At 58.2% G+C, this 21,958-nt stretch carries 19 protein-coding genes; 13 read left to right on the top strand and 6 right to left on the bottom strand.

What is annotated here, in order from left to right; genetic code table 11:
• Window positions 1-286 precede the first annotated feature (286 nt).
• From E8M78_RS07165 to E8M78_RS23780, 5 genes are all read left to right on the top strand, one after another.
• Entirely contained in the window at window positions 287-1,633 is a 1,347-nt protein-coding gene (locus tag E8M78_RS07165) for an MFS transporter (protein WP_137134413.1), read from the top strand.
• Between the two features lie 148 nt (window positions 1,634-1,781).
• On the top strand, window positions 1,782-2,531 hold the full coding sequence (locus E8M78_RS07160; protein WP_137134412.1) for a hypothetical protein: 750 nt from the start codon (window positions 1,782-1,784) through the stop codon (window positions 2,529-2,531).
• Window positions 2,532-2,609: 78 nt separating this feature from the next.
• The gene (gene treZ, locus E8M78_RS07155; protein ID WP_137134411.1) at window positions 2,610-4,376 is read left to right on the top strand and encodes a malto-oligosyltrehalose trehalohydrolase; all 1,767 of its coding nucleotides are present in this window, start codon (window positions 2,610-2,612) and stop codon (window positions 4,374-4,376) included.
• Complete coding sequence (locus tag E8M78_RS23785; protein WP_246658255.1) at window positions 4,369-4,635, top strand: hypothetical protein; 267 nt, start codon at window positions 4,369-4,371, stop codon at window positions 4,633-4,635. Before treZ ends, E8M78_RS23785 begins: the two co-directional genes overlap by 8 nt.
• A 54-nt stretch (window positions 4,636-4,689) precedes the next feature.
• Window positions 4,690-4,986, top strand: coding sequence for a 4-alpha-glucanotransferase (locus E8M78_RS23780; protein WP_246658254.1), 297 nt, complete (start codon window positions 4,690-4,692; stop codon window positions 4,984-4,986).
• Here E8M78_RS23780 and E8M78_RS23775 read toward each other — a convergent pair.
• Window positions 4,925-5,107: a hypothetical protein gene (locus tag E8M78_RS23775; RefSeq protein WP_246658260.1), complete on the bottom strand. Its 183-nt coding sequence runs from the start codon at window positions 5,105-5,107 to the stop codon at window positions 4,925-4,927. The two genes, E8M78_RS23780 and E8M78_RS23775, sit on opposite strands and share 62 nt — an antisense overlap.
• On the opposite strand from E8M78_RS23775, the gene E8M78_RS07145 reads away from it, so the two are divergent.
• Window positions 5,024-5,356, top strand: a complete 333-nt coding sequence (locus tag E8M78_RS07145) for a 4-alpha-glucanotransferase (RefSeq protein WP_348640110.1) — start codon at window positions 5,024-5,026, stop codon at window positions 5,354-5,356. The two genes, E8M78_RS23775 and E8M78_RS07145, sit on opposite strands and share 84 nt — an antisense overlap.
• Before the next feature lie 22 nt (window positions 5,357-5,378).
• On the opposite strand, the gene cysG is transcribed toward E8M78_RS07145, so the two are convergent.
• Window positions 5,379-6,893: a siroheme synthase CysG gene (cysG, locus tag E8M78_RS07140; RefSeq protein WP_170973350.1), complete on the bottom strand. Its 1,515-nt coding sequence runs from the start codon at window positions 6,891-6,893 to the stop codon at window positions 5,379-5,381.
• 352 nt (window positions 6,894-7,245) lie between these two features.
• On the opposite strand from cysG, the gene E8M78_RS07135 reads away from it, so the two are divergent.
• The 4 genes from E8M78_RS07135 to E8M78_RS07120 all read left to right on the top strand — a co-directional run bounded on the left by E8M78_RS07135 (window position 7,246) and on the right by E8M78_RS07120 (window position 11,745).
• Window positions 7,246-8,274, top strand: a complete 1,029-nt coding sequence (locus tag E8M78_RS07135; protein WP_137134409.1) for a LacI family DNA-binding transcriptional regulator — start codon at window positions 7,246-7,248, stop codon at window positions 8,272-8,274.
• Window positions 8,275-8,530: 256 nt separating this feature from the next.
• Complete coding sequence (locus E8M78_RS07130; protein ID WP_137134408.1) at window positions 8,531-9,454, top strand: nucleoside hydrolase; 924 nt, start codon at window positions 8,531-8,533, stop codon at window positions 9,452-9,454.
• Complete coding sequence (locus tag E8M78_RS07125; RefSeq protein WP_137134407.1) at window positions 9,451-11,241, top strand: adenine deaminase C-terminal domain-containing protein; 1,791 nt, start codon at window positions 9,451-9,453, stop codon at window positions 11,239-11,241. The genes E8M78_RS07130 and E8M78_RS07125 overlap by 4 nt, the downstream gene beginning before the upstream one ends.
• Before the next feature lie 60 nt (window positions 11,242-11,301).
• On the top strand, window positions 11,302-11,745 hold the full coding sequence (locus tag E8M78_RS07120; RefSeq protein WP_137134406.1) for a hypothetical protein: 444 nt from the start codon (window positions 11,302-11,304) through the stop codon (window positions 11,743-11,745).
• 116 nt (window positions 11,746-11,861) lie between these two features.
• Here the strand turns inward: E8M78_RS07120 and E8M78_RS07115 are convergent, their stop codons facing one another.
• Complete coding sequence (locus E8M78_RS07115; protein ID WP_137134405.1) at window positions 11,862-12,596, bottom strand: response regulator; 735 nt, start codon at window positions 12,594-12,596, stop codon at window positions 11,862-11,864.
• A 128-nt stretch (window positions 12,597-12,724) separates the two neighbouring features.
• Between E8M78_RS07115 and E8M78_RS07110 the strand changes: the two genes are divergently transcribed.
• The gene (locus E8M78_RS07110) at window positions 12,725-13,477 is read left to right on the top strand and encodes a helix-turn-helix domain-containing protein (protein WP_137134404.1); all 753 of its coding nucleotides are present in this window, start codon (window positions 12,725-12,727) and stop codon (window positions 13,475-13,477) included.
• Between the two features lie 25 nt (window positions 13,478-13,502).
• On the top strand, window positions 13,503-15,416 hold the full coding sequence (locus tag E8M78_RS07105; protein ID WP_137134403.1) for a PAS domain-containing sensor histidine kinase: 1,914 nt from the start codon (window positions 13,503-13,505) through the stop codon (window positions 15,414-15,416).
• A 22-nt stretch (window positions 15,417-15,438) separates the two neighbouring features.
• Here E8M78_RS07105 and E8M78_RS07100 read toward each other — a convergent pair whose 3' ends face one another.
• The 3 genes from E8M78_RS07100 to E8M78_RS07090 form a co-directional block, all read right to left on the bottom strand.
• A complete protein-coding gene (locus E8M78_RS07100) occupies window positions 15,439-17,628 on the bottom strand; it encodes an EAL domain-containing protein (protein ID WP_137134402.1) in 2,190 nt (729 codons plus the stop codon).
• Window positions 17,629-17,734: 106 nt separating this feature from the next.
• Window positions 17,735-19,489 (bottom strand): ABC transporter ATP-binding protein/permease, encoded by a 1,755-nt coding sequence (locus E8M78_RS07095; RefSeq protein WP_137134401.1) that lies wholly within the window; start codon window positions 19,487-19,489, stop codon window positions 17,735-17,737.
• 198 nt (window positions 19,490-19,687) lie between these two features.
• On the bottom strand, window positions 19,688-20,893 hold the full coding sequence (locus E8M78_RS07090; protein WP_137134474.1) for a pyridoxal phosphate-dependent aminotransferase: 1,206 nt from the start codon (window positions 20,891-20,893) through the stop codon (window positions 19,688-19,690).
• Between the two features lie 286 nt (window positions 20,894-21,179).
• Between E8M78_RS07090 and E8M78_RS07085 the strand changes: the two genes are divergently transcribed.
• The gene (locus E8M78_RS07085) at window positions 21,180-21,953 is read left to right on the top strand and encodes an ATP-binding cassette domain-containing protein (RefSeq protein WP_137134473.1); all 774 of its coding nucleotides are present in this window, start codon (window positions 21,180-21,182) and stop codon (window positions 21,951-21,953) included.
• Window positions 21,954-21,958: the final 5 nt, after the last annotated feature.

Here is a 21,958-nt window from a genome sequence, read left to right as displayed (position 1 = left end):
GGCGAAGCTCCCTATGAGGTCTTTCGTCGCAGTGCAAAAACAATTTAGTGCGGCGCAATAAACATCTGTGGTTCAATGCGCAATACCCTCAACTTACCCTGCAGCGGTTAGTTCAGAACTCAATTCTCTGTGTGAAAGCACAGAAATAGTCCTGAAGTTGCAGGAGGAAAGCGCACTCAACGCACAAATTTGCGGTTTGCGACAAGACCGCACTTGATATGCGGCAAATATGTATCATCCTCACTGTCGGGGAGGCGACTATTCGCCGCATAAGAGGAGTGCATTCATGTCCGTAGCCAGTCATCCGACATCAGCCCATTTCGAGCGGGACGCTCGCCAGATGCACGATGACAAGCCGCTGTCGCCCGGCAGCATTGCCATCGGTGTGATCATTGGCCGCATGTCGGAATTCTTCGATTTCTTCGTGTACGGCCTCGCATCCGTTCTCGTTTTCCCGCGTCTCATCTTTTCCTTCGCCGCCGATCCGGTGACGGCGACGCTGTATTCCTTCGCCGTCTTTTCTCTGGCCTTTATCGCGCGTCCCATTGGTTCGCTGGTCTTCATGTGGGTTGACCGCACTTATGGACGCGGAATGAAGCTGACCATTGCGCTCTTCATTCTCGGTGGGTCGACGGCCTCCATGGCGTTCCTGCCAGGTTATGAATCGATTGGTGTCTGGGCCGTGGCTTTGCTGGCTCTCTTCCGGCTGGGTCAGGGCTTTGCGCTTGGCGGTGCCTGGGATGGCATGGCATCGCTGCTCGCGCTGAATGCGCCGAAATCCGAACGCGGCTGGTGGGCCATGGTGCCACAGCTCGGTGCGCCTATCGGCTTTGCGCTGGCCAGCGCCCTGTTCGGCTATTTCTATACCAGCCTGTCGGATGCGGACTTCCTGTCCTGGGGCTGGCGCTATCCGTTCTTCGTCGCCTTCGCCATCAACGTGGTCGCGCTTTTTGCCCGCCTGCGTATCGTTGCCAGCCGTGAATTCGGTGAACTGTTCGAGAACCATGAACTGCGTCCCAGCCCGGTCCTGGAAACATTGCGTGTGCATGGTCGTGACGTTCTGCTTGGTGCCTTCGCGCCGCTGGCAAGCTTTGCCATGTTCCATCTGGTCACCATCTTTCCGCTTACCTGGGTTTTCCTGCGCGGTGGACAGTCGGCCGGAGAATTCCTCTTCGTACAGATCCTGGGAGCCTTTGTCGGAATCGGTTCCGTTGTCATTTCCGGCGCCATTGCGGACCGTATCGGCCGCCGTCGCCAGTTGATGATCGGTGCCGTTCTCATCGCGATCTTCAGCTTCTCTGCTCCCTTCCTGCTGGAAGCAGGTGGTAAGGGTCAGGATGCGTTCATCATCCTCGGCTTTGCGATCCTCGGCCTCTCCTTCGGTCAGGCGTCCGGCGCCGTCTCCTCGCGGTTCTCCCTGCGCTACCGGTATACGGGCTCGGCCCTGACGTCCGACCTGGCATGGCTGGTCGGAGCCGGTTTCGCCCCACTTGTGGCGCTGGGGCTCGCATCTGAATTCGGCATCATCTTCATCGGTGGCTATCTGATCTCCGGTGCCATCTGCACTTTCGCTGCGCTGACGCTGAGCCGAATTCTAGACAGCTCCGAGCATCAGTCTGCTGCCGAGCGCTGAATCCTTCCAACCTCGACTGAGCAGGCCGCAGAAGGATCGTCTTCTGCGGTCTTTTTGTTGTCTCGACTGTACCGCAAAGGGCGTCATGTGGATTGTCCGTTTGGCAAGGACATGCGAGGAGCAATGAGTTATTTCGGGAGGACGATCCATGAACCAGACATCTGTTTCGCAACATTCCATGCTTGTTGATCGCCTCGCAAACGCGATCCGTTCCGGCTCGGTGATTGAGAAGGATGGTTTGGCCGAACCTGAAGCTGGCGCGTTTTATGCCGCACAAGGCGCTGTAACTTCGGCCTTGGGGGCCGATCTCGGCGGCTACAAGTTTTCGATCCGCGAAGGCGTTCTAATCGGTGCACCTCTGCTGTTCGTGTCGCGTCAGCCGGAATCAGGCTTCGAGAACGAAATCAAGGTCGAGATCGAACTGGCTCTTGTCCTGGGGCGAGATTTGCCGATCCGTTCCGGAGGTTACAGCCGCGCAGAGGTGCAGGAGGCTATCGAAAGCGTTCATATCGGTGTTGAACTGGTTCGCACCCGTTATGTCGGCGGAGCCGGCAGTTCGCTTGGCTTGCTGCTGGCGGATTGCATGAGCAATGTTGGCTATCTGGTCGGTCCTCAGCTGGATCGTGCGCTTCTCGACGAAGGTGCCGATCTCGGCAAATTGTATCTGGAGAACGAAGGGCGCGTGCTGTTCGATGGGGCCGCGGTACATCCCGACGGCGACGTTCTGAAAAGCGTGGTCCGTTGCGCCAATGAGGGTCTGCCAATGGGAGGACACCTGAAAAAGGGGCAGGTCCTGACAACGGGAACGCTGAGTGGTGCTCCTGTGATCGAGAAGCCGTCACACTTTACGACCAAGCTCGGCGGGCAGTCTTTTACCGTCACACTGAAAACTGCCTGATCTCGCTCTTGCTGCGGAAACCTTTTACGCCCGAGGGGAGTTAACGCGTGGCTTCCCCTCGCGCAAAAGGTCATAGCTTTGACAGAGTTCACATTCGGTCCGATCCTCCGTTCCACCGAAACCGAGTTTCGCTTCTGGTCGCCGCAATCGCAAACCGTGCAGCTTGTTGTCGAAGGCGATGCTCCTGTCGAAATGGAGCCGGTCGAGGATGGGTGGTTTTCCTGCACGGTGGTGGGCGCTGCCGCTGGCACGAGGTACGCTTTCCTGCTGCCGGATGGCCTGCAGGTGCCGGATCCCGCCTCACGCTTTCAGCCGGATGACGTTCATGGCGTGAGTGAAGTCATCGATCACGGGGCCTATCGCTGGCGTGCCCGCTCGTGGAAGGGACGACCAGTCGAGGAACTGGTCTTCTACGAAATGCATATCGGAGCCTTTACGGCTGAAGGTACTTTCAAGGCAGCCATCGACAAGCTCGACCACCTGGCGGGTCTTGGCATTACTGCGCTGCAGATCATGCCGATTGCTGATTTTCCGGGGAGTTACGGCTGGGGTTATGATGGCGTCATGCCCTATGCTCCAGAGAGCAGCTATGGCCGGCCGGAAGATCTGATGGCGTTGATCGATGCGGCGCATGAGCGCGGCTTCTGCGTCTTTCTCGATGTCGTCTACAATCACTTCGGGCCTGACGGAAACTATCTGCCTGCCTATGCGCCCATCTTTACCGATCATCATAAAACACCATGGGGCAATGGTATCAATTTCGATGCCGAGCATAGTGATACAGTGCGCAGCTTCATGATCGAGAATGCTGTCTACTGGGTCCGGGATTTCCGCTTCGATGGGCTGCGGCTCGATGCGGTCCATGCCATCAAGGACGACAGCGAGGAGCACCTTCTCAAGGCTCTCGCGCGACGGGTCAGGGCAGAGGCGGGAGACCGCCACATTCATCTGGTCGTCGAAAACGAGAATAACGACAGCGATCTGCTGGAACGGGATGCGGATGGTCGGCCAATCCATTTCACCGCACAGTGGAATGACGACGTTCACCACGTTCTGCACATTGCCGGGACCGGCGAGACCTTCGGCTACTACAAGGATTTTGCCGATGATTCCGCAAAACTTGGTAAAGCGCTGGCGGAGGGCTTCGTGTTTCAAGGCGAGATGATGGAGTATAGAGGCGAGGCGAGGGGCAAGCCAAGCGACCACCTCCCACCGACCGCCTTCGTCTCTTTCATGCAGAACCATGACCAGATCGGCAATCGGGCTTTGGGGGATCGGATGATCGCCTCGCAACCGCTCGACAGGATGAAGGCCCTGGCCGTTTGCTATCTCCTGTCGCCGCAGTTGCCCATGCTGTTCATGGGGGAAGAGTTCGGCGCGAAACAACCGTTTCCGTTTTTTTGCGACTTCAACGAAGAGCTGAACGAGAAGGTGCGCAAGGGGCGACGGGAGGAGTTCTCCCGCTTGCCCGGCTTTGATGCAGACGATCTACCGGATCCAACCGCGCGGGAAACGTTCGAGATGGCGAAGCTCAACTGGACGGAGCTTTCGTCTTCCGTGTCCCGCGAGATCACAGCTTTTTATCGCAATATCCTCAATGTCCGTCACCGGATCGTGGTGCCGCTGCTGGCCAGCGGAAGCACGGCGCCAGCTGTCTATGAGAAGCAGGGGGCTGCGGTGGTTGTTCGCTGGGATTTTGGCGTCAGACAATTGACGCTCTTGGCCAATCTCGCTGACGAGAATGTTTCGTTCGAGCCGCAAGGTGACATGATCTTCCAGTTCGGCGCCGTTTCCTGTGGCAAGGCCGGCCCCTGGTCGGTCGTATGGAGTGTGTCGGATGTCTGACGAGAAACGATCGCGCCAAGCGACAGAAACGGCTGATGCAGCACTCGATGCCCTGGCGCAAAGCCATGGTATCGCGCCCACGAGACCTGAGCCGGATGGTGCGGAGGTTCCCGTTAGCGACGAGACGAAGCGCAAGCTTCTCGCGGCGCTGAATGTGGATATCGAAGCAGCAACGCGCGACGGAAGCGGGTGCTTTTTGCCGGACTTCTTGAGCGATGCTCAGGTCTGGGGTATTTCCATACAGCTCTACGAGCTTTGATCCTCCCGAAACTGGGGAATTGGAGATTTTGCCGATCTGTCAGAGCTTTGCGCCATGGCAGGTGATTGGGGTGCAGACTTCGTCGGTATTAACCCGCTCCATGCTCCTTTCCTCGCAGATCCCGCGCGTTGCAGCCCCTATGAGCCCTCAAACAAGCGCTGGCTCAATCCGCTTTACATCGCCGTTGATAAACTTGAAGGATGGACGGGATCTGAGGAGGAGATGGGCGCCATCGCCGCGCTGAGATGCGCGAACCTTGTCGACTATAGGAGGGTTGCGGAGCTAAAGATCACCGCCCTGCGTCGTTATTGGCGGGACTGGCGCGGATGTTCAGGCCCGGATCGACCATGATCTGGTCCCGGCAGGGCTGGCGCAGAAGGATCTGGACCTGCGCAAGCAGGAGCGGCAGCAGATTTGCGAACTTCTGGAAAGTGCCGGTTTCAACGCGCCGGATCCGCAGAAGTTGAAGCACGATCCGGAAGAACTGGACCGGTTCATCATCGATCTGCATACGCTTCTGGCGCAAAGCCGGAGCCTGCTATTCTCCGTCCGTCTTGCAGACCTGACGAAAGAGCCGCAACCGACCAATATTCCGGGCACCAGCACCAGTCATCCGAACTGGCGCACCCGCCTGTCAGTAACGCTGGAGAATATGGATGAACTGCCACTCGTTCAGGATGTGACGGATACACTGAGGCGCGTGAGGCCGAAGTCATATTAGGTAGAGATGCCGACAGGCAGCGCTACCTTGTGATGGTTCCAAACGTTGCGATGGTGTCGGTCTCTGACTTTTCACCATCGGCGCGCTTCGCCTTGATGAAAGCATCGCCGATGCCGATCAGGACCGGATTGTGATAGCCGATTTCGCCCATGGCCTGTGGCATATCGGACAGCATCCCGACCCAGCGCTGTTCGTCGTCACGCGCAATCGAACTGAGGATCACGGCTGGTGTCGACGGGCTCATGCCGAAGCCCGTCAGTTTTTCTGTGATGGCTCTGGCCGTACGTCCGCCCATGTAAAAGATCGTCGTCACGGATGGGTCAGCCAGCTTTGACCAGTCGAGATCTGTGGGCAGTTCCCCTTTCCGCGAATGACCGGTCACGAAACGCACAGACTGCGCATGATCGCGATGTGTCAGGGACACGCCGAGACGCGCGGCCATGGCCGTGGCGGAGGTGATGCCGGGAACGATCTCGACCGGAATGTTTTCCCGTTCCAGGCTTTCGATCTCTTCGCCCGCGCGCCCAAAAATCATCGGGTCGCCGGATTTCAGGCGCACGACGCGCTTGCCGGATTTGGCAAGTGCAACCATTGTGGCGTTGATGTCTTCCTGCTTGCAGCTCTCTCGACCACCGCGCTTGCCGACCAGCATGCGCTTTGCTTCGCGTCTTGCCAGTTCCAGCACATCGGCTGAGACGAGATCGTCGAAGAGGATGACATCCGCGGATTGAAGGGCGCGCACCGCCTTTAACGTCAGAAGCTCTGCGTCGCCGGGGCCAGCCCCGACCAATGTCACCTTGCCGGTACCGGTCTCCGTTTCGCTTGCCCGTGCAATGGCCTCCGCTTCACGAACGAGCGTATCGCCTATATTTTCAGCAGGCTTTTCGCGGAATACGCGATCTACGAAGCGTTCCCAGAAGGTGCGGCGCTCGGTTCCGGGCTTCAGTCGCTCGTTTATTGCGCCGCGAATCGATTGGGCGATTTCCGCCCAGCTTTTCAGCGTCGGCGGAAGTAATGTCTCGATGCGGCGGCGGATTGCCTGGCCCAGAATAGGCGCTGCTCCATCGGTCGAAATGCCGATGATGACCGGAGAGCGGTTGACGATAGAGCCGAACTGGAACTCGCAGAATGCCGGCTTGTCGATAACGTTGACCGGAACACGCGCCGCCTTGGCCGCGCAGTAGAACGCCTTCGCGTCCTCATCCGTCTCGCAGTCGCCGAGTGCGATCGCCGCTCCCTCGAATGAGGTTATCGACCATGGCCTGTCATGATGCGTCAACCGAGGCTGCTCCAACGCCGCGTCGTTCGCCAGCAGCTGTCGAAAGGTGTCTGAAAGCTCATCGGCCGGACAGTAAACATCGACGAAGGCGCCGCAAGCTACCAGAAGCTCGGCTTTCCAGGCGGCTCCCTCGGAGCCACCCGCCAACACGACCCGTCTGTCGTTCAGGTCCAGGAAGACCGGCAATTTTGCAAGCGGCTCCATCCGGGCAGGCGCTCCCCGGCGGGTATCGTTTTGCAAAGGATGCAGTGCGCTCATTTCAGGTCTCCAGCGGACATTTCTCTCGTTCCTCGCTGCAACGAGTGGCCGGCACGTCTTGATCTTCGTTAATTCCTGCCAGAGGAAGCCACGTCCCGGCAAGAAATAATACTGCAAAAAGCTTGCCATTCATGGAAAACCGCACCGATCACTCCTATGATCCGCCGTTTCCCGTAGGTCCGCAACCCGACCATTGCCCTGGTGAAGCGTTTTGGACCGACTGTGGTTGAGAAGCCGATTGCGTCCTGCACCCCGACGGCTTTAGGAAGAATGGAAGTCTCGGTCACAAGGGGCTGGACAGTTTCAGTATTCCTTATTATCCGATTAAACGATTAACCCGATCCGGTGCGGTATGAAGCCCAAGCCCAAACTTACTCTGCTGGCCGAAACGTTCAACGTCTCCGTGGCGACGGTGTCGAATGCGTTGTCGGGTAAGGGAAGGATTTCGCCTGAGCTTGCGCAACGCATTCGCGACGGGGCCCGTGAAATCGGTTATGTACCCAGCAGCGCTGGGCGGGCGCTCAGAACAGGTCGCAGCGGCGTGTTGGGGCTGGTCCTTCCGGACATTTCCAACCCGCTCTTTCCGCAGATCGCGCAGGCGATCGAGCAGGCCGCATCGACCCGTGGTTACGGTGTCCTGATCGGCGATGCACGAGGCAGCACGGAAGGGCAATCGCAAGCGATCAATCGTCTCCTCGAGCGCGGCGTGGATGGCATGCTGGTGATTCCCAGACGCGGAACCCGGGTAACCGATATCGGACGGCCGCTCGCCATGATCGATTCCCCATCCACGCCCGGCAATACCGTCTCTGCCGATCACCATGACGGCGGCGTTAAGATGGGCACCTATCTCGCCGAACTCGGTCACCAGCATGTGCTGATCGTGGCGATGAGTTCGCGTTCGATCGTGCAGGCGGATCGGATCGAGGGACTGAAGCAGGGTTTGGGTGAACAGGCGCGCGTCGAATTGATCTTCACGGAGGATCTTGCTGAGCAGGACGGAGCCGTCGGCTCTCTTGGGCTTGCGGATTATGTTGCGCGGGGCGTGACTGCCGTCGCAACACTGTCTGACCTGACCGCACTGAGGGTACTGACCGAACTGCAGGGTGCGGGTTTCAGCGTACCGGACCGCGTCAGCGTCACAGGTTTCGACGATCTGATCTGGTCGTCAGCCATCACGCCGGGTCTGACGACGATGCGGGCGGATATGGCCGAAATCGGACGCATTGCAGTCGAAGCGCTTGTGAAGTCGATCGAGCGGCCTGATCAGGCAGAGCGCACGGAAAGCGGAACCGTGAAGGCAAGTCCTGATCGCGTTGCGATGGAACTTCTGGTCCGGCCATCCTCCGGCAAGGCTGGACATTCCGAGGTGACGTCATGAGCAGATCTGTCACTTCGGGCCGGTACGGTCGTATTTTGGCCTTGGTTGTGATTTGTAATACATCTATAGCATTCAGCATCCCCCGAATTAAAGCTGGTCAGGTTCGCGGCCTGTCCCTCATTGCCGGTCCTACTCCGGAAGCGGCGGAGTTTGTCCGGTCGTCGCGCGCGATGCACACGGCATCAGGTCTTTTCCGTGTCATCGTGCGCGGCTTTTTTGCGTGGCATCCAAAACCATCCCTGCCGGGAGCGGCTTGATGGGTGTCTGGATCGACACCGATATGGGTTTTGACGATATCGTTGCCTTGCTGGTCGTCTGTCACAGCACGGAGGCCATCGATGGCGTGTCGTTGGTTTTCGGCAATGCACCGCTAGAGCAGGTGGAAAAGAATGCCGCTGGCGCCGCCCATGTCTTTAACTGGCGCTTTCCCGTTCATCGCGGTCGGTCGCTGCCTGTTCTGAGCGTACTCGAAACGGCGCAGAGTATTCTCGGAACCGGAGGCATGCCGTCAACGGGGCTGCATCTCCCGATGGGAGTGACCCTTGCTGACACGCCTTCCGCTTTCGATGCCTTGTCCGGCTATCTGCAATCGGGCGAAGACCGACGAATTCTTGCGCTCGGGCCACTGACAAATCTGGCTGCACTCGTTCTGGCCCGGCCCGAACTGGCGTGTCGCATCGGCGAGCTTGTCTGGATGGGTGGGGGATTGACGACCGGCAACCATACCGCTTCTGCGGAATTCAACGCGCTTGCTGATCCGGAGGCGCTTGCCATCCTGCTTGCCCAGAATGTTCCGGTCCGGATGGTGGATCTCGATGTGTGCCGCAAGGTGCTGGCCGGTCCCTCCGATGTCCCACCCATCCGTCACGCGGGCGGGAGAAATGCAAAACTGCTCGCAGACCTTCTGGAAGGCTTTATCAACATTGCCATCAGCCGCGGGCGAAGTGCCATGTCGCTCTACGATGCCGTTGCAGCCGTTGCCTTCACGCGGCCGGATCTTGTGTCCTGGCGAGAGGCGAGGCTTGATGTAGAGCTTTCCGGCACCCACACCCGCGGCCGTACCGTGATCGAGACCCGCACCGGCCGGTCACCCTTCAATGCCTTCTTTGCGCAGGATATCAACGTCGATGCCGCGCGCGATCTCATCTTGCAAGTTCTGAAAGTCGAAGCCAGCCTATGACTCGCCCCTTTGAACTGATGGATCTCAACCTGCCGGAACTGCGCCGCAGGGCGGTACAGGCTGCGCGTGGGGAGGTGCCCTTCGACTGTCTTCTGAAAGGCGGTACGGTTCTCGACGTGATCACCGGCGAGAGAAGGCTTGTGGATGTAGGGCTTGTCGGTCCCCTGATCGCAAGTGTCCATGAACCGGGTCGTTTCGAAAACGCCGCTTCCGTTGTCAATGCTACTGGAACCTTTATTGCTCCGGGGCTGATCGACACGCATATGCATATCGAAAGCTCGATGGTGACACCCGCTGCCTATGCCCAGGCCGTCGTGCCACGGGGTGTGACCACAGTTGTCTGGGATCCGCATGAGTTCGGCAATGTCGTGGGAATAGCCGGTGTAAACTGGGCAGCAGATGCGGTGATCGATCTTCCGCTTCGTGTCATGCTGCTTGCGCCATCCTCCGTGCCATCCGCGCCGGGACTGGAGCGGGCAGGCGCCGATTTCGATGCGACCGTGCTGGAGGATCTGCTCGCCCGGCAGGAGATTGCCGGTATCGCCGAAATGATGAACATGCGCGGCATCATCGAAGGCGATGCCCGTATGGAGGGAATAATTCAGGCGGGCCTCACGACGCGCAAGCTTGTCTGCGGTCATGCGCGCGGGCTGTCTGGACCGGATCTTCAGGCGTTCGTTACGGCAGGCGTCTCGTCCGACCACGAGCTGGTTTCTGCCTATGACCTCATGGAAAAGCTGCGCGCCGGTCTGACGATCGAGCTACGGGGAAGTCACGATCATCTGTTGCCGGAGTTCGTCGATGCCCTCAACCGGCTGGGGCATTTGCCGCAAACAGTCACGCTTTGCACCGATGACGTCTTTCCCGACGATCTGCACAAGGGCGGTGGACTGGACGATGTCGTCCGACGTCTGGTCCGCTATGGCATGAAGCCGGAATGGGCGCTGCAGGCTGCGACAATCAATGCTGCACGCCGGCTCGAACGGCAGGATCTTGGTGTGATTGCACCGGGTCGCCGTGCCGATCTCGTGCTGTTCGAGGATCTCGAGAGCTTCGAGGCGCGTCGTGTTTTCGTTTCCGGGCGCGAAGTGGCCGCCGGCGGTGCGCTGCTTCAGCCTGCTCTCGAGGCATCGAGCGAAATTCTGCAGGGGACTGTCAGGCTTTCTCATCTGTCGCCGGATGATTTCCGGGTTGCAGTCGATAGTGCCGATGCGCGGCAGGTGAAAATTGCCACGATCGATCGTCCACGCTTCACGCAATGGGGGGGAGCGACCGCCGACGTGGTCGATGCTCACGTTGTTCCGCCGAAGGGAACGACGCTGATCTCGGTCATCCATCGTCATGGATTGGCTGAGCCAATTGTACGAACGGGCTTTCTCACCGGCTGGGGAGATTGGCGGGGCGCCTTTGCATCCACCGTGTCTCATGATAGTCACAATCTGACTGTCTTCGGCCGGGATCCCGCCGATATGGCGCTGGCGGCTAATGCTGTCATCGATGCCGGTGGCGGTCTCGCGGTCGTTTCGGGCGGCGTCGTGCAGGCGCTGCTTCCGCTTCCGCTGGGCGGGCTTGTGTCGCAGGACCATCTCGGTGAAGTTGCCGCGCAGTTTACCGCAGTCCGTCAGGCTATGGATGCCATTGTCGACTGGCAACCGCCCTATCTGGTGTTCAAGGCCTGTTTCGGCGCGACGCTCGCGTGCAACGCAGGGCCGCACCAGACCGATCTCGGCATCGCAGATGCTGAAACCGGACGTCTCCTGCTTTCCCCGGTCCTTCAGATTTTTTGACCTGCAAATTTGCCGCAGTTGATTCTGCGCAAAGCATGAGGGAATGTTGCAGGCTATCACATGATCGTGGATAAGCGTGCAAGACAGGGTATTGCGCGTGGAGACGAAGGGGCGGTGCCCCTCGAAGGAATGATCATGGATCTTGCCTATCAAGTTGCCGACATGACGATCCCGGAAATCGATCGCGCGTTTCCGCTTGCTACGGCTGGCCGGATTGCAACAGACTTGGCGCAATGGCGAGAGTTCTGCGAAACCATTATCAAGGGTCATGACCAACCTGACCGCAACGAGCGGCTGATCGTTTGCGCCAATGGACGAGGTTATCTCAAGGCGCTGTGCATGACCCGAGTGATGCAGACCGAAGAAGGACCGGTTTTGGACGTTCCGGTGCAGGTGATTGCGACCGTCGTCGACGAAGACGGCGTTCGCCGGGCAATGCATGATGGTCTTGTTGCGCTGGCCTACAAGACGGGTAGCGTGTTACGGGAAACTGTCGCAGCCTGAACGGCCATAGGTCTAAAGCATGGCGCGATCTTTCAGATTCGCTTTTGACGCTTTATCTCTTTGTTCTTTCGCATGTCGTTATCGCAAAACCGCTGCACACTTTTGCGTGCCATGCTCTAGCCGTTGTTCTCACCGGTGAAGATATAACCGACGCCACGAACGGAGCGAATGAAGGTGGGCTGCGCCGGGTTCGGCTCGATCTTCTTGCGTAATCGCGCAATCTGGGCGTCGATGGCCCGGTCATAGGCGTCGAATTGCCGACCGCGGGTCTGGTCCATCAGCATCTCACGCGTCAGTACGCGGCCTGCATTGCGGATCATGACGGTGAGCATATCGAACTCGCCGGTCGTCAGCTCGATTTCCTGCTGCTCGGGATTGAGAAGGCGACGACGGTGAATTTCCAGCCGCCATCCGTCAAATTCAAGTGTCTGACCGGGGTCGGCGTGGCTCTGTGCAGGTTCCGCCAGCTTGCGCCTTCGCAGAATGCTTCTTACTCGCGCGAGCACTTCGCGAAGGTGGAACGGCTTGGGGATATAGTCATCGGCACCGACCTCAAGTCCGATGATCCGGTCCAGCACGTCATCGCGACCAGTCAGCATGACGATCGGCACATCGGATCCTGCCCTGACTTCCCGCGCTAAGGCCAGTCCGTCCTCGCTCTGGGGTAGAACCAGATCGAGCAGAATGAGATCGACGCTGTAATCGGCGAGCGCCTTGCGCATGCCGTTACCATCTGCGGCGCCATGCACGACAAAGCCTTCGTCTTCGAAATAGCGGGTTACCATCTGACGGATACGCGGATCGTCATCAACAATGAGAATCCGTTCCGCACGCTTCTCCATCATCGCCATCCTGCTGACCTGACTGGCATATTATGCTGTTACAAACTGTTACACGATTTCACCAACCGTAACATGACAGGCATCCTTCTGTCACCGCCGCCCGTCATATTGAGGCCATCAATACAGAGGGATAGATCATGTTTTCGACAGCTTCCACCACACAGGCGACGATTGCAGCCATGGCAACCATGAAGCCGCAAATGGCAACGATGGAAGAGCTGTTTTCTACTTCCCCGCGCGAGACGCTGGATGTGGGCGAAGGCCTGTTCTGGGAAGGCGACCGCGCGCAGCACATTTTCGAAATCACGGAAGGCGTATTGCGCATCTTCAAGATTATTGCCGACGGGCGCCGCGTCATTACCGGCTTCCTGTACGCTGGCGACATGGTGGGTCTCTCGCTCAAGAATGTCTACCTCTACAGTGCGGAAGCGGTCACGCCGGTCAAGGTTCGTCGCCTGACACGAAAGGCGTTTCAGGATGCGATCGAGAATTCGCCAGAGCTTCGTCCGCAGCTTTTCTCGCTGATGTGCGATGAGATGGCTGCTGCACAGGATCAGATGGTGCTTCTGTCGCGAAAGAGTGCAGAGGAACGTCTTTGCAGCTTCCTGATGATGCTGGGTCAGCGCCAATCCGGGCAGACCCAGATGCCAAAGACCGTCGAACTGGCCATGAGCCGTCAGGACATGGCCGATTATCTCGGGCTGACCATTGAAACGGTGTCTCGTACCGTCACCAAGCTAATCCAGCGCGGCATCATCACGCCGAACGGTCGCCATGCCTTCGACGTGACCAAGCCGGGAAAACTTCTTGCGCTGTGCGGTGATGGCGATAGTTATGAGAATGTTGGAGATCGTGCCGTGAAAACCCGGCAGGCGGTATGGCCCCACTGATTGAACGAAAGGTTGACTGGCAAGCATGGCAGAGTTTCGAACCCTCGACACCGGCGCGGTTAACAGTGCGGGTTTGTTGTCGCTGCTCGATCCGGTCAATCTCATCGTTCATACGACCCAAGGCGTGATCAGCGACTGGAGCACGGGAAGTGTTGCGCTCTTCGGCTGGACGCGCGACGAGGTTATCGGCTTGCATGTGACCGAACTTCTGTCGCCGAAGCCCGATATTTCGCTTGAGGATATCGCGTCTTCGATCCGAGCGGAAGGATCCTGGAAATCCAATCTCGAATATCGTCACAAGGACGGCCATACGATCTCGGTGCTCAGCCGCTGGATACCGTTCGGACGCGATGAGGACGGTACGGATCTCCTTGTCCAGTTCAACGAGGATTTTCGCGCAGCCGCCACGATCCAGGAGAATCTTGCGGCTCGAGAAGCGCATTTCCGCTCGATCCTGCAAACCGTGCCGGAGGCCATGGTGGTCATCGACGAGGCGGGCACGATCACCTCCTTCAGTACGACCGCAGAAGATCTTTTCGGTTACGAAGCGCATGAGGTCGAGGGCCGCAATGTGCGCATGTTGATGCCGACGCCCGACCGCGACAATCATGACAATTATATCCGCAATTATCTGCGGACCGGACAGCGCCGCATCATCGGCCTCGGTCGTGTGGTCAAGGGGTTGCGCAAGGACGGGTCCACCTTCCCGATGGAGCTGGCGGTCGGTGAGGCGATTTCCAGCGGCAAGCGAATCTTTACCGGCTTCATCCGCGATCTGACGAGCAGGCACAAGATCGAGGAGGAGCTGCGGCAATCCCAGAAGATGGAAGCCATCGGCCAACTGACGGGTGGTCTGGCGCATGACTTCAACAACCTGCTGACCATCATCAGCGGCAATCTGGAAATGCTGGAAATGCGGGTGCGCGATCCCAAGGCGCAGGTTCTGCTGCGAGAAGCGCAGGGTGCGACCGACGACGGCGCGAAGTTGACAGCTCAACTGCTCGCCTTCGGACGCCGCCAGCCGCTCAATCCGCGCCTGACGGATCTTGGGCAGATGATTTCCAGCTTTTCGGAACTCATCCGCCGCACCATCGGGGATCGGGTGGAATTGCGCACGGTTATCCGGGCTGGAGAGAACGAGGCGCTGGTTGACGGGCCGCAGTTGCAGAACGCGCTTCTGAACCTCACTCTCAATGCCCGTGACGCCATGCCGGGCGGCGGTCTATTGACCATTGAGGTCAGCCGTAGTCATCTGGATTTTGACTATGCGCAAATGTATCCGCAGCTTCGGGCAGGCGATTACGTGCTGGTCTCGGTTACAGATACCGGGACTGGCATGACGGATGAGGTGAAGCAGCGCGCCTTCGAGCCCTTCTTCACGACCAAGACCATGGGGGCGGGCACCGGGCTTGGCCTCAGCATGGTCTACGGTTTTGTTCGCCAATCGGGCGGACATATCCAGATCTACAGCGAGCCGGGTCAGGGAACCAGCATCCGGCTGTTTTTGCCTGCGGTGCAAGGAACCGCTGCGTCCGGCCATACAGAAGACATTTCATCGCCTGTCATGGACTATCCGGGTGGCGATGAGGTCATTCTGGCGGTCGAGGATGATCCTCGTGTTCGTCGCGTCGCCGTGGCCCGGCTTGAAAGCATGGGCTACAAGGTCCATGAGGCATCAAACGGCGTCGAGGCACTCGAGTTGCTGGAAAAGCACGACGATGTCGCTCTCGTCTTTACCGATATTTCGATGCCCGGAATGTCGGGAGATCAGCTGGCGGAACGCGTGCGTGAGCGATGGCCCGAGATCCGCATTCTCTTTACGTCGGGCTATGCCGAGCCGGAGGTGGCTGGAAAAGAACTTGCGGCTGACGAAAGCTGGCTGAAAAAACCCTATACGGCGCGCGAGCTTGCCGTGCAGCTGCGCGCCCTGCTGGATTGACGTTTTCCGTCTGAGGGGTTTGTCAGGTTTTTCGGCGGGCCTGTTTGCTTGGCGGCTTGGCGCGCGAGGCAAGCATGGCCTCGATATCTGCCGCGGGAAGGGCTTTTCCGTAGAGATAACCCTGGCCGTAATCGCAACCCATCAAGCGAAGCGCAATCTGCTGATCCAGCGTTTCGACGCCCTCCGCAATCGTCTTCAGGCCGAGATCATGGCTGAGCATGATAAGCGCGCGTGTGATTGCCGAATCTCTCTGGCGTGTCAGAAGATCGCGCACAAAGCCTCGGTCGATCTTCAGCGTCGTAATCGGATAGCGCTGGAGCGAACCGAGCGAGGCATAGCCGGTGCCGAAATCGTCGAATGCGATGCCGATGCCCAGTTCGCGCAATTCACTGATCAGTTCGAAGGATCTACCTTCGTCTTCAAGCGTTGCGGTCTCCGTGATTTCCAACTCCAGCCAGCGTGGATCGACGCCATGATCGCGTGAGAGCTGACTGACCTGTGCCGGAAGATCGCTTCCCCGCATCTGCGACGGAAACAGGTTCATGCCCATCTTGATCGGAGGCAGACCCTTGGCGACCCATGTGCCAAGTTGACGGATAGCCTCGTTCAACACCCATGCGCCGACATCGAGACTGATGGCGCTCTGTTCCAGGGCCGGCAGAAAATGCCCGGGCATCAGGAGGCCTTTTTCAGGATGCTGCCAGCGGATCAGGGCTTCGATGCCCGATAGTTCTCCGGTTTCCAGGAGTACCTGGGGCTGGTAGTGCAGCACGAATTGCTGCTTGCGCAGCGCTTCCAACAGTTCGTCTCGAGCCACACGGCGCTGCTGCGATGTCTGTTCGACATGTCCTTCATAGGCCACGCAGCTGTTGCCGCCGGCCTTTCGTGCATGCGCCAGTGCAAAATCGGCGTTGGCTAGCCACTCGCGCGCATTTGTCGTGTCCTGACGCAAGGCCCAACCGATCGCAGCTCCGAGCTTCAGCTTCATCGAGCCCAGGTCAAAGGGTAAAACAAGCTCGTCCATGGCCGCCTGAGCGAGAGTTCGCGCTTCTTCAACGGTTTGCGCCGACTGGACGAGCAGACCAATCTGTTCCTCGCCAAGCCTTGCGATAACACTTTCCTTGGTCAGGATGCGCGGCAGGCGCACGGCGATATTTTGGAGCAAGGTATCGAATATGTCCTGGCCGAGCCGGTCTCCCGTTTCCTTCAGGCCATCGAGTTCGATCAGCAAGAGTGTACCTGCAACATGTGTCTGGCAATGCTGATCGATAAGCTCATCGAAGCGATGGCGGGTGTTGAAGCCTGTGACGGGATCCTGATTGGCAAGCCGCAGAAGACGCTTGTCGCGTTCCCGACGTTCAGAAATGTCGTTGATGATGGCGCCGACGCCCATTCCGCCATCGTCGTTCCAGGCAGAAAGCGTGATCTCGATCGGGATCTCGCTTCCATCGCTCCGCCGTGCGAACACCTCTACCGTCTTGCCATCAAGCAGCGGACCTTTCTTATCGGACAGTCGTTCGAAACTCTTATGATGGGAGGCACGAAACCGCATTGGGATGATGATTTCAACGTCTCTCCCGATCAATTGGCCACGCTCATAGCCCAACAATTTGAGAAGGCTGTTGTTGACGAACTGGATGCGGCCCTGATGATCCACCGAGATCATGGAGAGTTCGGTCGCATTGATGAAGCTTGCGGCGGTCTGGCCCGGAAAGCCCTCGCGACGCTCTTCATAGTGGTTCATCAACAGGCGTGCGGCCTCTTGCAGACGATCGTAATCCGAGCTTGAAAATTCCGTTCTCGCGCTGGTGTCGGCAATGCAGAGCGCGCCCATCGTCTCTCCGCTGAAGGTTTTCAACGGAGCGCCGGCATAGAAGCGTATCGCAGTATCACCCGTCACGATCGGAAGATTCTTCACCCTGTCATCGGTCTCGGTGTCGAGGATGACGAGAGGGCTGCCCCCTTCGACGGTCAGATTGCAGATGCTATCCTCGCGCGGCATCTTTTTCAGATCTGCGCCGACGCTTGCCTGGATGATCTGCGTCTTGTCATCGATCAAGGAAATGTAGGCGATCGGAGCGCTGCAGAATTTTGCAATGAAGTCGCACAGGGAGCGGGAAAACAAATCGGGATTCGAATCGCCCAGCCGGAACTCTTCGATCAGTTTCCTTTGCAGACGTGACTGCCCTTGTCCATGTTGCTTGCCCGGCATAACGCCCTCAACTCAATCTATGGGTGCCAATTTATCAGCTCAAACCTTATGAAATACATAACGCATTCATCAATTGTCCCGGTATCGCGTCATTCTGCATGGAGTTTTAATAGGGCTGGAGATGGATCAGTCGTGTTGAACTTGGCAGAAATGTCTCTGACCGTCCGACATAAATGACTGTTGCCTCCGACATCATATTCAGGATTGCAAGGAGTTCTGACTGGGTCTCCGTTTCCAGCGCCTCGAATGCATCATCAAGAACGATCCATCGCGGCTTGACCAGCAGCGCATTTGCGATGCGAAGGCGCATCTGATCATCTTCCTGCAGGACACGCTCCCATCTTTCGCGAGCCGACAACTTTTCCGTCAATCGGCCAAGGCCGACTGTTTCAAGGGCATTGCCCATCGCGTCCGGCGTGTAGGTAGCGGCCGGCATCGGGTAGGTGAGAACTTCTTCCAGAGTTGCGTCCGGAAAAAAGCCCTTCTGCGGGACCAGAAGCATCGAGCCGGATTTCGGCAGGCGGATCGTTCCCTTGCCCCAGGGCCACAGCCCCGCAATCGCCTGGAACAAGAGGCGACGGTTGGCCCGGGGATCGCCGTTGACCATGATCCGTTCACCGGGAAAGATCACATATTCTCCATCGAGCCGCAGCCCACGGTCGCTGCCGGAGCTGTTGGGTCTTGGCGACAGGAGCAGATCTTTAAGGGTCAGTTGCTCGGCCTCATCCTGTTCCACCCTCAGTGTTTCCGGTCCTGCATGCTCATTGTCGAGTTCGATCAATGCCCTTCGAAACACCGAAACGCGATAGAGAGCGGCTTTCCAGTCGGCAATGGGACGGAAGTTATCGATATACCAGCGCAGCGCCGTGTTGACCTGATTGAACGCACCGACCGCCATCATAAGACCGCCAAAGGAAAGACCGCCACTGAAATAGACCGGTGCCGCAATCAGGATCGGTGCGATGGTGGTGAGCCAGCCGAACCCGGCAGAAACCCATGTCAGATTGGTATAGGCGAAGGCCAGCCGCCGGATGATGGCGAGAACCTCGCTGATGCCCTGCTGGATCCGCCGCCGCTCGCTGTCTTCGCCATTGGTTAGCGTGATTGCCAACATGTTTTCATTGGTCCGCATGAGCGTGAAGCGTAGCTCGGCTTCCTGTGAGTAGCGCTGCGTGTTCAGTGTCGGCAGCTTTCGGCCAACATAGTTGCTGAGCATCGACGCGGAGCCCGCATAAAGTAGTGCTGCCCAGACCATATAGCCCGGAATGGCGATCTGCCGACCGTTGAAGGTAAAGGCAAAATCGGCAGAAAGCACCCAGAGGACACCGATGAAACTGGCCAGCAGGATGGTGGCATTTACCAGCCCGATGGCAAGCGTCGTCGTCAGTTCCGCGAGATTGCGCGCATCCTCATGAAGCCGCTGATCCGGGTTGATGCCGATCTTGCCAAGGGCTGCCAGTCTTAGAGCCCTTCGCGGATGCATCCACTGATCGACGAGGTCTCGCGTCAATCCTTCGCGCATGAACAGTGCCGTCATCTGGTTCAGCCAGGCCTGGATGACGTTCAGCACAAGCAGAGAACCGGCGATGATGAAGAATACCTTCAATTGCTCAAAAAAACCGTCGAGATCACGTTGCTCAAGCGCATTGTAGAACGGCGTGTTCCAGTAGTTCAGACGGTATTGTGCATAGACAGTGGTCAGGATGATCGTCAGAAGCCCAACGATCAGCAAAAGTACCTTGTTTCTGACTTGAGACGACCAGAATGCACCGGCCATCATTCTCAATTGGCCGCCAAAGGTGAAGGGCGGGTAACCCGTATCCGGGTCTATATGCGATGTTTTCGTCTCGATACTTGCCATTACGCGGTCCGGGCAGAAGCTTCTGCTGCGCCTGTTATCGGGGGCTAAGTGTTAATTCTAAATCACCAAGCTTGCCGCTGACGGACCTGACATCCGTCAAGGTTACCCAATATGCAAGGCGAGCGCAAAAAATGACCGCAACAATGGATGTTCCGGTCAACTCAATCCCGGCTGAGCCGTGTCGAAGGTCACAGGTGGTCAGGCGCCCAGTTGCGCCCGTTCTTCGGCGGGCATGGCAGCCAGCCGTCCTGCAAGGCTTGCCATGCGGCGGACTGCTTGTTCCAGAACATCATCCGGTACGGTCAGCGAAATCCGGATGAACCCCGCCGCCTGATGGCCAAAGGAAGAGCCCGGCATGACGGCCACCTGCTCCTTGCGCAGCAGTTCCCAGGCATAATCGGCTCCGCCGAGGCCTGTCGCCGTCACATCCACTACCACGAACATGCCGCCTTCCGGCATCATGGGTTTCAGGAGGTTGCTTCCGGCCAGCGTTTTCTCGACGATTGCGGCACGGCGGCTGTAATTGTCACGCATGATGCCCGCCGTCTCGAAGGGGCGTGACAGGGCCAGCGCCGTCATATCGGAGATAAAGGGCTGCACGCCGAACAGCATGGTTTCAGAAACGGGTAAAAGCTTTTCGCAGAACTCTTCCGGTCCCGCTGCCCAGCCGCTGCGGAAGCCCGGCGCCGCGTGAGATTTGGAGATCGACGAAACAACAATTGTACGTTCCGCTAGCTCCGGCATGTCGAAAGGAGAGGCGAAGCCTTCGCCGAAAATCAGCTGTTCATAGACTTCGTCGCACACGATCCAGAGGTCGTGCTTGCGGCAGACTGCGCCAATTGCTGCGATTTCCTGTTCCGTGAGGACGGCGCCGGTCGGATTGTGCGGCGTGTTGAGCAGAAGCACGCGCGCTTCCGGCGTGATGGCGCGTTCAAGATCTGCTGCCTGCATATGGAAGCGGTTCTCGGGCCGCAGTGGCACCGGGATGATATGCGCGCCCGTGGAGGCGATGACTCCCTCATAGGTCGCGTAGAGCGGATCGCCCACCAATATGCCGTCGCCTGCTTCGGCCAGCCCCATCATCACTGCGAAAAGTGCGGTCTGAGTACCTGGAAAGCAGAGAAAGTTCTTTTCCGTCACGCCCGGACGTCGATTGGAATACTTGTTTACCAGCGCTTTCAGGACGGCAGGTTCGCCCCGGCCATTGGAATAACGGGTACGGCCCGCATACATGGCGCGGGAGCACTCGGCCAAAAGGTCTTCGTGCGGAGGCATGTCCGGCTCACCGATCGTCAATTCGATGATGGGTTGCCCTTCCGCCTTCATTCGCCGGGCTGCAAGATGCAATGCCCAGCGACCGGAACCAAGATCGGCAAGGCGATCGGTGATGGATGCATAGCGCACGGCAAATCCTCCGTTGAAATCAATGTCAGGCCGTTTAGCGTGATCCTCCGGCCACGGCAATGCGATCATGCAAACTGTTCGTTCTCAGATTTTGTGAGGAGCGGCAGCAAAGCTCTGGATGCCCGCTTCCGAGCCGGGAGCGAGATTTTTAAGTGCTTGAGTAATTTTCGAACAAGTGCAAAAGTTAGTGCTTAATCGCAGCGCCAGCACTGCCTCACAAGAAGAAATGCTGGGGGAACAGTTGGCAAGAGTTGATCGGCAGATAGATGCCGACGGTGAAGGTAATATGACGGACAAGGCGCAAGCCATTGAAGTTCGCGATCTGTACAAGCGTTTTGGTCCGCTGGAGGTTTTGAAGGGGGTTTCCCTCTCTGCCAGCCAAGGGGATGTGATCGCCCTTATCGGTGGGAGCGGATCGGGGAAATCCACCTTTCTCAGATGCATCAACATGCTGGAGCTTCCAACAGCGGGCAGCGTGACCATTCACGGTGAAACGATCGAGATGAAGCAGGATGGCCGCGGCGGGCTGATGCCAGCCAACCGCCGACAAATCCAGCGCATCCGTACCAAGCTTGGCATGGTGTTCCAGAGTTTCAACCTCTGGCAGCATATGACGGTCCTGCAAAACGTCATCGAAGTGCCGGTGCATGTTCTCGGTCAGCCGAAGGATCAGGCGATTGTCGTGGCCGAGGCTCTGCTTCGCCGCGTGGGGCTTTACGAAAAGCGCGATGCCTATCCGGCATTTTTGTCCGGTGGCCAGCAGCAGCGCGCGGCCATTGCACGGGCGCTTGCCATCCAGCCGCTGGTGATGCTCTTCGATGAACCGACATCGGCGCTCGATCCAGAACTGGTCGGCGAGGTTCTTTCCGTGATCGGAGATCTCGCCAAAGAGAACCGCACGATGATCCTCGTAACCCACGAAATGAAATTTGCGCGACAGGTGGCGAGCCACGTCATCTATCTGCATGGCGGCGTTATCGAGGAGCAAGGTCCGCCAGAGGCCATCTTCGAAAACCCTCAATCGGAGCGGCTGAAGAAGTTCATCAGCTCCATTCACTAATGCGT

This window comes from Rhizobium sp. FKY42 (genome assembly GCF_005222835.1).
Lineage (GTDB): Bacteria > Pseudomonadota > Alphaproteobacteria > Rhizobiales > Rhizobiaceae > Neorhizobium.
Note: the sequence above shows the minus strand (reverse complement) of the source record. Positions and strands in the feature narration are given on the sequence as shown.